The organism is Exiguobacterium marinum DSM 16307 (assembly GCF_000620845.1).
In the GTDB taxonomy this organism is placed as follows: Bacteria; Bacillota; Bacilli; order Exiguobacteriales; family Exiguobacteriaceae; genus Exiguobacterium; species Exiguobacterium marinum.
Genome location: NZ_KK211189.1, coordinates 2,501 through 16,306 on the forward strand (window position 1 = coordinate 2,501; position 13,806 = coordinate 16,306).

11 protein-coding genes, 1 pseudogene and 2 riboswitches (1 of these 14 running past the window's edge) are annotated in these 13,806 nt (G+C 44.3%); of the genes and pseudogenes, 5 read left to right on the forward strand and 7 right to left on the reverse strand.

Annotated features, from left to right (window positions below; genetic code table 11):
- Nucleotides 1-306, forward strand: a pseudogene (locus P400_RS14690) (VanW family protein); it begins 537 nt to the left of the window's first position.
- A 26-nt stretch (nucleotides 307-332) separates the two neighbouring features.
- Here P400_RS14690 and P400_RS0100255 read toward each other — a convergent pair.
- The 6 genes from P400_RS0100255 to P400_RS0100280 form a co-directional block, all read right to left on the reverse strand.
- Entirely contained in the window at nucleotides 333-1,691 is a 1,359-nt protein-coding gene (locus tag P400_RS0100255) for an NCS2 family permease (RefSeq protein ID WP_034770640.1), read from the reverse strand.
- Nucleotides 1,692-1,779: 88 nt separating this feature from the next.
- Nucleotides 1,780-1,881, reverse strand: a riboswitch (purine riboswitch).
- A 132-nt stretch (nucleotides 1,882-2,013) separates the two neighbouring features.
- The gene (guaA, locus tag P400_RS0100260; RefSeq protein WP_034771257.1) at nucleotides 2,014-3,537 is read right to left on the reverse strand and encodes a glutamine-hydrolyzing GMP synthase; all 1,524 of its coding nucleotides are present in this window, start codon (nucleotides 3,535-3,537) and stop codon (nucleotides 2,014-2,016) included.
- Between the two features lie 111 nt (nucleotides 3,538-3,648).
- Nucleotides 3,649-3,749, reverse strand: a riboswitch (purine riboswitch).
- 41 nt (nucleotides 3,750-3,790) lie between these two features.
- The gene (locus P400_RS0100265; RefSeq protein ID WP_026824351.1) at nucleotides 3,791-5,890 is read right to left on the reverse strand and encodes a transglutaminase domain-containing protein; all 2,100 of its coding nucleotides are present in this window, start codon (nucleotides 5,888-5,890) and stop codon (nucleotides 3,791-3,793) included.
- Nucleotides 5,887-6,957, reverse strand: a complete 1,071-nt coding sequence (locus tag P400_RS0100270) for a DUF58 domain-containing protein (protein ID WP_026824352.1) — start codon at nucleotides 6,955-6,957, stop codon at nucleotides 5,887-5,889. The genes P400_RS0100265 and P400_RS0100270 overlap by 4 nt, the downstream gene beginning before the upstream one ends.
- Nucleotides 6,954-7,904, reverse strand: a complete 951-nt coding sequence (locus P400_RS0100275; protein ID WP_026824353.1) for an AAA family ATPase — start codon at nucleotides 7,902-7,904, stop codon at nucleotides 6,954-6,956. The genes P400_RS0100270 and P400_RS0100275 overlap by 4 nt, the downstream gene beginning before the upstream one ends.
- 172 nt (nucleotides 7,905-8,076) lie before the next feature.
- Entirely contained in the window at nucleotides 8,077-8,682 is a 606-nt protein-coding gene (locus P400_RS0100280; RefSeq protein WP_026824354.1) for a flavin reductase family protein, read from the reverse strand.
- A 249-nt stretch (nucleotides 8,683-8,931) separates the two neighbouring features.
- On the opposite strand from P400_RS0100280, the gene P400_RS0100285 reads away from it, so the two are divergent.
- The gene (locus P400_RS0100285; RefSeq protein ID WP_026824355.1) at nucleotides 8,932-10,773 is read left to right on the forward strand and encodes an ATP-binding protein; all 1,842 of its coding nucleotides are present in this window, start codon (nucleotides 8,932-8,934) and stop codon (nucleotides 10,771-10,773) included.
- 197 nt (nucleotides 10,774-10,970) lie between these two features.
- A complete protein-coding gene (locus P400_RS0100290; RefSeq protein ID WP_026824356.1) occupies nucleotides 10,971-11,288 on the forward strand; it encodes a hypothetical protein in 318 nt (105 codons plus the stop codon).
- Between the two features lie 54 nt (nucleotides 11,289-11,342).
- On the opposite strand, the gene P400_RS0100295 is transcribed toward P400_RS0100290, so the two are convergent.
- Complete coding sequence (locus P400_RS0100295; protein WP_026824357.1) at nucleotides 11,343-12,605, reverse strand: tetratricopeptide repeat protein; 1,263 nt, start codon at nucleotides 12,603-12,605, stop codon at nucleotides 11,343-11,345.
- 250 nt (nucleotides 12,606-12,855) lie between these two features.
- Between P400_RS0100295 and P400_RS0100300 the strand changes: the two genes are divergently transcribed.
- A complete protein-coding gene (locus P400_RS0100300; RefSeq protein ID WP_026824358.1) occupies nucleotides 12,856-13,539 on the forward strand; it encodes a hypothetical protein in 684 nt (227 codons plus the stop codon).
- 66 nt (nucleotides 13,540-13,605) lie between these two features.
- On the forward strand, nucleotides 13,606-13,806 hold the full coding sequence (locus P400_RS0100305; protein WP_026824359.1) for a hypothetical protein: 201 nt from the start codon (nucleotides 13,606-13,608) through the stop codon (nucleotides 13,804-13,806).

A 13,806-nucleotide genomic window follows, 5' to 3' on the forward strand; every position in this document is an offset into this window, starting at 1 on the left:
GATCTGCAAATCACCAATCAAACCGCACAAACGTATCAACTTCTTCTATATATAGAAGGAGATTATCTCGTCGGGGAATGGCGTTCGAACATCCCGAATAAAGAACAGTATTAAATATATGAAGAAAATCATCATTTCACCCGTGAATGGTGGGGCGGGACGATACGACATAACCAAATATTTAAAGAAGTCACTTCAATGAATGGCACACACCTTCGAAACGAATTCATCACAGAAAATCACGCCATCACCATGTACGACCCATTCCTTCCCGAGAATACTGCATACAAAAAAGCCGACTCTTAATAAAAGAGCCGGCTTTTCAAATGAACTTATGCGTGTGGCAAGAACATGAAGTATGCCAAGAAGATGATTAACATCCCATACATGATTGGATGAATTTCTTTTGTCTTTCCTTTCGCAATCATCATGAGTGGGTAAAGGATGAACCCAAGCCCAATTCCTGTTGCGATTGAAGATGTCAAAGGCATCATAATGATCGTCAAGAAAGCTGGTACGGCGATTTCGATTTTCTTCCAATCAATATCAAGAAGAGCCGAAGCCATGAGTACACCGACAATGATGAGCGCCGGAGCCGTGACTGGTGCCGTAACAACTGCCAAGAGAGGCGAGAAGAACAACGCCAAACCGAAGAACAATCCTGCAAAGACTGCAGTCAACCCTGTACGTCCGCCTGCCGCGACACCTGCTGACGACTCAACATATGAAGTCGCTGTAGATGTTCCAAAAATCGCACCCGCTACCGTTGCTGTCGAATCAGCCATTAACGCCTTACTCGCACGTGGTACTTTGTTTTCTTTCATGATTCCCGCTTGACGCGCTACCGCGACGAGCGTTCCAGCCGTATCAAAGAAGTCGATAAAGAAGAACGTCAAGATAACAACGAGCATTTGAAGCGTGAACACATCACCGAAGTTGATGAATGCTTGACCGAATGTAGATGACATACTCGGCGGCATCGATACAACGTCTGAAATCGCTGTCGGAGTCGGCACAAGACCGAAAATCATACCGACGATTGCCGTCAACAACATCCCGATGAAAATACCACCTTTTACGTCGCGCGCCATAAGCAAGGCACTGACGACAAGTCCGAATACCGCGAGAAGCGTCGTTCCCGTTCCAAGCGAACCAAGACCTACGAGTGTTGCTTCATTCGCAACAACGATGCCTGCATTTTTCAAACCGATGAAAGCGATGAAGAAACCAATCCCTGCAGCGACCGCCATTTTGAGCGGAGCCGGAATTGCGTTAACAATCGTTTCGCGAATCCCTGAGAGCGTCAATACGATAAAGAAGAGACCTGATACGAGTACACCTGACAAAGCCGTTTGCCATGGTATACCCATCCCGATGACGACACTGTATGCGAAGAACGCGTTGAGGCCCATGCCCGGCGCAATCGCAATTGGGTAGTTTGCGAGAAGTCCCATCGTCAACGAACCGACTACTGCGACAAGACCCGTCGCCACGAAGACCGCTCCTGTATCCATCCCTGCTGCTCCAAGAACGTTCGGGTTAACGAAGAGGATGTACGCCATCGCAAGGAACGTTGTGAAGCCTGCGACAAGTTCCGTGCGAACGCTCGTCCCGAGTGCTGTGAGTTGGAAATAGCGATCGATCCGACTCGTTGTCGTTTGTTGTTGGTCTTGCTTGAGCTGTGTGCTCATTTGTTTTCCTCCTTGTACTCGCCGTAAAACGAGAAAAGGTCCCCGGCAAATGACCGAGGACCCCACGCGAAACATACGAGGGCATACACCCTCATCTATGTCTCGCCGTAGTGAAATCATTTAAGGTGATTTCGTAGAGACTCTCGGGCCATATCCCCGATATTATACGGCAAATTATTTTATAATTGTTCGGTTATAATAAGAACGTTCTTATCGTATCAGCGCGAAAATAGAATGTCAACTAAATTCACGGATTTTATATCTAAAAAAAACGTTAATGTTCGGTTTTAAGACAAAACAGAGGGATTCCCCTCTGTTCCGCTTATTCCCATTCGATTGTTGCAGGTGGCTTAGACGTAATGTCATACAGCACACGGTTGACGTGGCTGACTTCGTTGACAATCCGGACAGAGATTTTCTCAAGTACATCCCATGGAATACGTGCCCAATCTGACGTCATCCCATCGATTGAAGTGACCGCACGAACACCGACAGCATAGTCGTACGTACGCTCGTCACCCATGACTCCGACCGAGCGGATTGGTGTGAGCACCGTGAAGTATTGCCAGATGTCTCGTTCAAGACCTGCTTTCTTCACTTCGTCACGCAAAATAGCATCCGATTCACGGACGATTTCTAACTTCTCTTCCGTGATCTCACCGAGGACACGGATTCCGAGGCCTGGACCCGGGAACGGTTGGCGCCAAACGATATAGTCAGGAAGACCGAGCTCGGTACCGAGCGCACGGACTTCGTCTTTAAAGAGCGTGTTGAGCGGTTCGATCAACGTGAAATTCATGTCTTCCGGTAATCCACCGACGTTATGGTGTGATTTGATCGTTTGCGCTGTATCTGTTCCGCTCTCGATGATGTCTGTATAGAGCGTCCCTTGCGCAAGGAAGTCCATATCGACAAGTTTCGAAGCTTCTTCATCAAACACATAGATGAACTCGTTTCCGATAATCTTACGTTTTTGCTCAGGGTCTGACACACCAGCCAATTTCGTCAAGAAACGTTCTTGCGCATCGATTTTAATGACTTTCATATTAAATCCGTCTGCGAACGTCTTCATGACGCTATCCGCTTCCCCTTTACGAAGAAGACCATGGTCAACAAACATACATGTCAACTGATCACCGATTGCGCGATGAACGAGTGCCGCAACGACAGATGAATCGACTCCACCTGAAAGGGCACAAAGCACTTGTTTGTTGCCAACGATTTCACGGATTTTCTCCACTTCGATATCGATAAAGTTCTCCATCGACCATTCGCCTTTAGCACCACACACTTCATAGATGAAGTTTTTCAAGATGTCGTTTCCGTATTCTGAGTGACGGACCTCTGGGTGGTATTGTACACCATACATTTTCAGCTCATCATTTTTGATTGAAGCGACCGGACAAGATGGGTTCGTCCCATCAACGATGAATCCTTCTGGTGCTTCCATGACGAGGTCACCGTGGCTCATCCATACTGTATGTTCGACTGGAAGACCGCTGTAAATCGCTGATGCTTCCGGCGTTGAGAACAATGTCGCTTTCCCGTATTCACGATGTGCGGCACGTTCGACACGACCACCGAAATGATGCGTCATGAGTTGCATGCCGTAACAAATTCCGAAAATCGGAATGCCGAGTTCAAAGATTTCCGGGTCGCAGCGATATGCGCCTTCCGCGTATACGCTGTTCGGTCCACCTGAGAAGATGATGCCGACTGGGTTCAATTCGCGAATCTCGTCTGCCGTCATCTTATGCGAATGCAATTCACTGTATACGCCAAGGTCACGGACACGACGCGTGATCAACTGGTTGTACTGTCCACCAAAATCGAGCACCAAAATCATTTCTTGTTCTACTTTCACGAAATCTCCACCTTTCTGCCTTCTCCTCAAAAAAGGACGCGCCTCTCCCCCAGATTAATCCAAACCGAAGAAGAAGCACGCCCTTTTCTTTGTATACGAAACGTGCTCCTTCATAGTCGGTCCATTTAAGGTGGTCCGGTAGAGACTCTCGCGCCAATTCACGAGTATATACGAAGGAATGCCATGTTCAATTATCTAACTAATGCGTCTATCTTACTTGATGCATCCCGTCACTTCAACTCATAATTCGACGAATCATGATTTTCCAATATTCTTTATATTTTGAATTCGGCTCTTGTTCCGCATAGACTGCTTGCTCAAACAAAGCTGTTAAGCGGGTCATGTCATTCGTTTCATAGTAGGCATCAACTTCTTTGGCAAGTTCCGAAGGCGTCCGACCATCGATTTTAAATCCATTTGCTCGAAGTCGCTTCATCAAGTATCGATGCATCGAAACAAGACTTCCGTCTGTGAGCGGACGACTCATCCACCAGACGTACATAATTTGCCGCTCGATGATCTTCCGGTTCCAAATGAGGACGGCCACGACGAAGAGAATGATCACCCATCCCCATATCGGAATACTGCGCCCCTCTTCTTGAACGTCACCTGTCGTCACATCATCGATTAATAAATCTTCTTGTGGACGATTTTGCGGATTGTTGTCTTGAGACGCTTGTGGATCGTTCGTAACCGGGGTCGAATCATTCGTATCCGTCTCTTGCTCCATTTGTAGTAAGTTAGCGTCCGAGAAACTGATTGTCGCCTCTAGCGGAACCCAGCCCGCACCTTCAATGAAATACTCAACCCATGAATGAGCATGACGATTACGAATCGTATGTTCTTCTTCCCCTTGAATGACCCCCCGCGTATCTCCCATCGTAAATCCTTTTACCCAACGTGTCGGAATGCCATTTGCTCGCAACAAGACGGCTGCTGATGTCGAGAAGTTATCACAATAGCCGATTTGTGTATCAAATAAGAACTGGTCGACGTAGTCCGTGTCGTCTTGCGGTTGGGCCACGTTTTCCGTATCATATTGAAATTCTCCATTCCGGAAGTAAGCTTCAACCGCCTCTGCTTTTTCGTTCGGAGTTTCACTCTCCGCCGTGATTTCAGCAGCTAAATCTCTCACTCGATCCGGTAACGAGGTTGGAAGTTGTAAATAAACCTGCGTTTCTTCTTCAGTAAGCGAAGTTACGTCTTCGTTTAAATCGAGCTGTTCTTCAGAGAAAGCGGGGACACTGTAACGGAGTTGAATCGTTCGTGGCGTCGCTTGTCCCTCGTTCTCAAATACAATTTTCCCGGAAGGTTGAATGTTGATTGTCTCGTTCGGGAAATCCCGCTCTATATCACCGACCAAAAACTCTGTACCAGATTCCGTTTCCGCCGCTTGTGGATATTCACCACCGTATGGAACGAACGATTGTCGACGATCAAAACGCAGAATCGCCTGTTCCGGTGTCGTATCCACTTCCGCGTCCACTAACTGTCCACGATTGTAGTTGGAATCGAGTACCGGTGCCGCAATCCAACCTTTCCCTGTATAAATCGCTTTTGATTCAATACGCCAATAGCGAGCCGGTGCACCGCGTGCAATAAAGACGATTCCGTCATCTTGTTCGAACGGGCCACCTAACGCCTCATCGCTAACACCATATCCGACACGCCCCGGTCCGTTCCCATCGCCTTCTGTTGTCGCATTTCGGAAACTCGTGGTGATTCGATCGGACCAATCCCCCTCGAGCGTCGGCGACGCACTCGCAAGGGCCACAACGACACTGAGCAACAAACCGATACTGACAAACCGAACGAGTGATTGACTCGGTCGTTTCGCCAAATCCGTGACGAATAACAGGAGCAGCGATGTGATGATAGCATAAAGGATGTCACCTTCACCGTCATATAGTGTCCACGTGTCGAAGTAAGCCATGACACCAAGTGTGGATACAATCATCCCAAGCACAAATCCGTAACTTGGATACGTTCGTCCGACAAGAACGGCGAACAGAAGCCCGATGAGCGCCATCGCAGAGAAAAAGATGGCCTCGTTTGGTAACTCTCCGCTTATGACACCTGTGAAGTCTTCCATCCAAATCCCGAACCAGTCGAAAATACTTCCGTGATAGACGTATAGGACGACTAGAAAATTGAGAAATGAAATACTAAGAAAAGCAGTCCACGGGAGAAGACTTGCGAACATCGGCACGATGAGAAGGAAATAAAACGGCCAATTCACATCAAACGTTGTACTTCCAACAATCGGTTCAATCCAGAACGACAACAAATAGGCGGCAAGTATCGTATAAACAATGCGGGTCACCCAAGTTCTCATGTCATCACCTCACTTACCGCAGTGTATAGATGATAGCTTCCTTGTGTTTCATGCATGAGTTCCCGGATTGACGCGGTCTCGAACGGGCTGATTAAAATCAGATCCCCCGTTTGTTGGGGCAGATTCTGCTTCACCCTCTCGACGAGACGCCCCTCCGCTTCCGGAGTCGCAGTCAGCAAGTAATGACCGACCTCAGCGCTTTGGTCCGGAAGATGAAACAACCTCACCTGGTCTTCAATCACATATAGTTCAAACGGCAAATTTTTACGTTCTAACTGGCGAATCGCACCAACGAGTAGCGACAAAGAGCGTTCAAACGCCTCCTCGTAACCAGCAGAGACCGAAGGGACAAACACGAGCGAGAGCTTCTTTTCTTGTTCCTGGTCAAACGTTTTAGTCATCAAGTTGCCTCGACGTGCAGATGCCTTCCAATCAATCCGTCCGATTCGGTCTCCTGCCGCATATTCACGCACTCCGCTTGTCGTATTGGCCACTTCTGTATACGTACGCGTTTGGCGATATTGCTCACCACGTCCTCCGACGTGCTCATCTCGTGGCAAATCAAACGGCAGCTCAGCAGGAGATACTTCAACGACTGTCTCGATTCGTATCGTCCGTCTACGGTCGAATAACCCAAACACGTCACGAACATGGAGAATCGTTCGATCAAAGACATGAATTCCTCGTTTGATTGCATCGATTTTATACTCGACAACTTCAGCACGCCGGAAGAAACGGTCTACCGGCACGATAATAGTCTTATCCTCATCAATTAAGCGTTGTGGCATTCGCTCTTCTAACGTCACCATCCCAATCAAGAAAGGATACTTCCGTTCGATTTTCAGTTCGACATCCATCACCTGACCGGAGACGAGACGTTTCGTCGTCACACGTCGCGAGACGTTCGCCGCAGTGACTGGATAGATCATGAAAAGCGTCCAATAGACGGTCAACACCGCGAACGACCACCATAACGTCGAAGCGACAATACTTCCTTCGATGCGGGCAAATGAATACAATCCGAATGCCGCCGCCCATACAACGAACAGCTTCATCCAGTTTTTCATACCTCGTTGACCTCACGATCCATCGGGACAGGTAACGTATCGAGCCAGTCTTGAATCAACTGATTCGACGTTTTTCCTTTATAACGCGCTTCCGCCGTCAACAAGACACGATGTCCGAGAACACTCGTCGCCAGTGCTTTGACATCATCTGGCAACACGAAATCACGATTATGAATATATGCCCACGCTTGTGATGCTTTCATCAAGGCAAGGGTGGACCGCGGACTTCCGCCTAAATACGTATGCGGATCTTTCCGAGACTCATGTACCAATCGCACGATGTATTGTTTGACTGCACTCGATACGTGGACATCTCTCACTTCACGCTGCATACGTTCGACTTCTTGCTTCGTGATTACGCTATGAAGGGTTTCGAGCGGCTCGTCTTTTTCAAAACGTGATAACAGTGCAATTTCTTCATTGAATGTCGGGTAGCCCATTTCAATTTTGAGCAAGAAACGATCCAATTGCGCTTCAGGTAATGGGTACGTCCCCTCATGTTCAATCGGATTTTGTGTCGCCATGACGAAAAATGGTGAAGGTAGTACTTTTAATTCCCCATCCACTGTCACACTTCGCTCCGCCATCGCCTCAAGAAGAGCCGACTGCGTCTTCGGAGAAGTCCGGTTGATTTCATCCGCCAAAATAATATTCCCCATGAGCGGACCAGGACGATATTCGAATTCTCTCGTTTTTTGGTTATACATCGAAATACCGGTCAAATCGGATGGCAACATGTCAGGTGTGAATTGAATGCGTTTAAACTCTAAGTCGATCGCTCGGCTAAACGTACGAACGAGCATCGTCTTTCCGACACCTGGTACATCTTCTAAAAGGACATGTCCCCCTGCTAGCAACGCAGTTAAGCTTTTAGCGATGACTTCTTCTTTTCCGACAATAACGGTTTCAATGGCAGTAATAATCGATTGGACAGTTGGACGGTACATGACGGACTCCCCTTTTTTCTCTAATCTAGGATGACTGAAAGTTAGAATGTTCTGACTTTATTGTGACATAAGCAAGGTTCGGAATGAAAGAAATACCGTACGCAAATACGCTTCCTACTTCTTTACCCAAAAAACGTGTCCGTTCTTTAGAAAAAACGGACACGTTTATCAATTATTCCGGACGTTTCAAATCGAAAAATTCACCGAGTGTCGCATAACCATTCCCCGCCATTCGACTGACCGGAGCCAGTTGTTTTGCATCGATACGTCCGTGTTTATATAAATCACGGTCGATATGAAAACGGACAATTCGTGCAATCAACAAATCCGCAGTCGTCTGTCCGTCATATTCAATCGGGAGGTGGTGATGTAATACGCACTCAAATCGGATTTTTGCTTCCTTGATCCCAGGTGTCGAAACAACTTCGCTTTGTTGAATCGTGAAGTTCGTGCGAGACAGTTCACTCTCATCGGCTGCAAGGTTTGCAGCCGTCTCATTCACATGGGCGACATTCGTTTCATCTACGATATGAATCACCAATTCATTCGTGCGCAGCGCGTTTCGTGCTGTATCCTTCATCACTCCATCCTTTCGTTGGACAGAGACCGACACGAGCGGAGGAACGGAAGAAACCACGTTGAAATAACTAAATGGAGCCGCGTTGATCACATCCTCATGTCGTGTTGTGACAAAGGCAATCGGTCTCGGCACAATGCTGCCAATCAAAAACTTATACGTGTCGATTTCAGTCAAAGCAGACGGTTCAATCGATAACATCCACTCACACTCCTCATTCTTTTTTATCTTAAATTCAAGATAATAGTTTATGTGAATGATGTCAATGGTGAGAAAGTAGACATGTGTATCTTTTAATCATTTTGGGTAAATGCGTGTATGTGAAAGCAACATAGACAATAGACACATCGCATAAGCAAATTAGTTTCATTTTCCTTTTCCCGTTTCGTAGAATGCAGGGCAAGGAAAGGATGACCCCCGTTTTTATGTTCAAGGAAGGAAGTAAAACGAATGATCAGTAAGTGGATTGAACAACTCAACAGTCGTCAAATACTCAGTATTTTATATAGCGTATGTGGATTTAGTATCATTTTGACCGCGATTGGCGCTTGGTTTGTGCGAGATGGGGATGTCTCTACTCTCGAACTCACAGCCCTTCGATGGATTTGGATGATCGGGTTAGTTATGTTCATTAGTGCCATCTTACTCATCGGGCGTCCGCTCATCAAACGGATGACTGAACAAAACCATAGATTGAAGACCAAGAAAGCAAAGCTCGAGAGTGTACTAAACGAATCCAAGATAAATCAAATGAACCTTCAATATCGTAATGAATTAATCGGAGTATTGGCCTCAAAAGAATCGCTATTTGATTATTCATCTGTCATCGGAAAAATCGTGTTACTCACAAAATCCGAGTTTGGTGCGCTCCTACTCGCCAAAGACGGAGAAATTACGTCTGTCGTACCAAAAGAAATGACCGAAGAACAACAAGAAAGTCTCAAAAAAGATTCACTTTTACTCAAACGCGTCATGATTTCAAAGTTACCCGCCGCAACGTCGAAACGGGTCGTCGATGCGTTACACACGTATCCGTATTATATTTATGAATCAGTTATCCCGATCATGGACCCGTCCGAGAATAGTCTGATTGGTTGCCTCTATTTGGCACGGTATGATGAACAGTATGATGCAAGTGAAAAGTCCGAACTGAACGCGTTCGCAAGCCAGCTCGCCATCTCACTTCTTCGGATGCAACTCTATCTTCAGATGCAACAGGATCGGAAAGAAACAGCCCAACTGATTAATTCGGTGCGTGAAGCTATTCTATATGTAAACTATGAAGATGACACTGTCGTCGGAAATCGTGCCTTCATCCGCATGTTTGATGATCTTCACTTTGACTATAAAGGGTACGAAGAGTTGTCCGCCATCAACATCGATATCGAGCAATTAGCAAAACGCGTCGACCAACACGAGCAATTCGTTCGGTACTTCGAGCGAGTCTTCTCCCAAGACCCACCGGAAGACGGGCTCACGATTTCGATTGATCAAGGTGATTGCTTTATCCAACTCTATGCCGAAAGTATTTATCGTGATCGTCGACTCCGTGGGACAATGCTCGTCCTACGTGACGTTACCGCCGAGACTGAGGTTGACCGGATGAAATCTGAACTCGTAACGACTGTGTCGCACGAATTAAGAACGCCCCTTTCATCGATTTATGGGTTTACCGAACTCATGTTGTCGCGCGACTTGAATGAAAGCCGTCGAGAACTGTATTTGCATACGATCTATGATGAGGCGAAGCGACTCTCATATCTCGTCAGCGATTTCTTAGACTTGCAGAAGATGGAATCCGGAAAACAGACGTTTGAATGGGAGCCGGTCGACCTATATGAACTCGTGTCAAATAGCGTCGCATTTTATCAAGAAACAACGGACCTTCATGAGCTATTCATCGACGTTGATATCGAACAAAATTTCGTCATCGATGCCGACTTAGAAGGGATGCGACAGCTGTTCGGCAACCTGTTAAGTAACGCCATCAAATATTCACCGGACGGCGGGAATATTCTTGTATCACTCGAGCGCATAGATGAAGAGGTTGTGATCAAAGTAAAAGACCATGGAATGGGCATACCGACTGCCTCTCTTCCTCATCTCTTCGGAAAATTTTATCGCGTTGACAACTCGGATCGACGCAAAATCGGGGGGACCGGGCTCGGGCTCGCTATCTGTAAAGAGATTGCTAAAGCTCATGACGGACAACTCCATGTCGAATCAGTTTATGGGGAAGGAAGTACTTTCATCTGTGAACTTCCCGCATCGAAAGAACATATCATGCAATAACACGGTCTTCTTAACCGTGTTATTTTTGACTCATTTTTGCCTAATTCGGAAGGATTCCTTTTACAAAATATAGAAAGGAAAGAAACCGATTCATTTACGTGGATGTGGAATACCCTATCCATTTATTTTTACACGTTTTAAGCCGAAAACAAGATATACTGATTATAAAGAAATTGCTAGGATCGGAGGTCCTGCCATTGAATCATCGTGACCCACCTTTTTCAGAAATTGGAGATTTGAAACAATGGGGACGTTTTGAAGTCGAAGTGCCTCATACAGGCGAACAAACGAAGTATCAAATCGCTACGGCTTTGGTTCGAAAGCATATTCCTTTGCGGATTGGTGGATTTTATATCATTGCGAGCGAAGAGCAAATTTTGCATAGTGGCTCACATGACGGAAATTTCCAGAAGCACTTGATTCATTTATTACAGCAAGTCCTTAACGGTCATATCAAAGACGAACGCCTCGCTCAGGAACAGGTGTGGACGGTGCACTATTTTACGACACCATAAGACGTCTGACTAAAGAAGCTTAAAGGTCATAAAAAATGACGCTCCAAAAGGGCGTCATTCTGCTTGTGACATGATTGAAATCACTTTTTCATAGTAGTCTGTTGCTAGTTTGTATTTTCCTGAAGCTTTTAATTCTTGAGCTAACCATAAAGCATATTTTTTAGCATACATATACTCATCATGCTCTTCAAAATAAATAACTGCGCTTTTTAGACTGTTCATCACGCTTTGACGATTCTTTTCTTTGAAATGGTTCCAGTAGATATCAAAGTGCTGATTAAACTCTTCAATCGACTCGTGTTGTTGCATCAATTCGTGTCCAGTCTCTAACCAATCAAGGACACCCTTTTCATTTTTCTGTTTTGCATTTACCTCTACCAATGATAAAACACTGAATAATTTGCTTCTAATATCCACTTTATATTCAAAGCTTTCCATAAAGTACGTAAGTGCCTTATCTTGTTCACCTAACAACGAATAGATTTCTCCTATGTTGTTATAAAGCATGCCGTAATAATTTCTTAGATCAGTCGCATTCGCAACCTTTAGTGCCTTTTGATTGTAGGAAAGTGCATCTGCATATCGTTTTCGACGTTTATAAGTCAATCCAATTATCATGTGACACTCAATCATTCTTTCTAAACAAAAATTCTCTTGAAAATACCTTAACGAAGACTGAAGATTTTCAAGCGCTTGTATATTGTCTGTGAAACGGTAATATAAAGCACCCGTTACATAACGAATATCCGCTGTCTCCCAATCAGGAATTCCTGAATGGGGTAACTTTTCAGTCACTTCTTCTATTAATTTATATGAAAGTTCTTTTTCATTCTCCTGAAAGTACTGAAGTGCTTTCAACATGTTATACCGAATGCGATCGTCAGTGGATAGTTGATCTTCAATCCAGCCTACTTCTGTGAGGTACTTTGGGTCGCCTCCTGGCATCACGCCAAGACGAGCCAATGTGATCATAAGCGTAGTGTAAACTGATTTTGACTGTTTGACCGCTGGATGGTTCATATATTTTCTAACTTTCTCCTGCTCATCACCATTTTTCCGCGTCAAAATCGCTTCTTTCAAAATCTCTCTAATTTCTTTAATTACTTTCTCTGCTTGATACCTAAAGTCATGATACAGGGGTACTTCAATTTCAAGTCGCTCAAACAACAGTTCAAGAACTTCCTCACTAGCAGATGTTTGATTGTTTTCAATTTTACTTAAGTACGAAATCGAACAAATCCCCCTGGCTAAGACTGATTGTTTCATATTTTGCCGCAAGCGCTCTACTCTAATTAAATTCCCATAATTGTATTCCATTATTAGTAGTAGCCCCTTTGCCCTATTTTCTGAACTTCTTTTAATATTTCTTCATAATTATATACTTTCAGGAAATTTAGCCTATAATTCTTATTTTAATTCATCTTTTTACAAGAAACTTTCCCAACTTAAACATGTCCATTACCATAAAAAAACATGATAAGATTTAACTAGTCAACAAGCAATGATTTGGGCTTTAGTTCTATTATTTAGAAAACAATGAACATTTCGTAGGAGGTAGATGGTGCAAATGGGGAAGCTTAGCTTTTTACTTGCTGAAGATTATATTAAACCAAAAATCTACTTTAAATCGAAATTTTCTACACCGTCTACAATCGTAGACCATTCATATTCGAAAGAAGATTTAAATCATTTCGAAGGATTAGAGAATTTGACAGAGTTATTATCTTCTAATAAGGGTTTCATTGTAAGTGCATTTCAAATCGACTACTACCAGCGTCTCCCCAAATTAATTTCAAAGACGTTGAAAGTAAATCGCTCTTTCAAAAAACTTTATATTTTGGGTCCGGAATTATCCTTATCAATTTTGAAAAGAAGCACTAAGACTGCTTATGAAGCACAACTTCAAGATTACGAGTTTATCAACATTGAACAGGACTCAACTTCATTATCTAAACAATGTGAAACGCTATTGAGCGAAGGTCACATTTTGTACATTCTTCCTGAGGCATCCGTGTGCTGGCAACCTAATTCATTAGAGCAACTGCAGAAAGTTTGTACTCCACTTTGTAGTACTTTATTAAGTCAAACTATGAAAGTACCGATCTTGGCTACTTTAGCGAAGAATGACTCTAATAAAGTCACCATCTATGAGCCAAGTTTACCTGAAACCTATTCAGGAGACTTATTCAATTCAGTTAAAGAACAGTCTGAGGATATCTATAAGCTTTTGAAATCCACAGATGACTTGTAACTCATTTTATTTTCGTTGGTATTAAGAGTTTTCTATATAAATCATTATACAACGGAGGAATTAAACATGAAAAAGTTAGCTGGATTTTTCTTTATCGCAACTGCAGTTATTTTACTCGGAAGTTCTTTTAAACCATTTGCAGAAGAAAGACCACGCATTGTTAAAATCGAAGAACCGATTATTATTAATGCTGAGGAAAGACCACGCATTGTTCAAGTTGAAATTCCAGAAAAAATCAATAATGAGAGCATGCCACGCATCGTATAA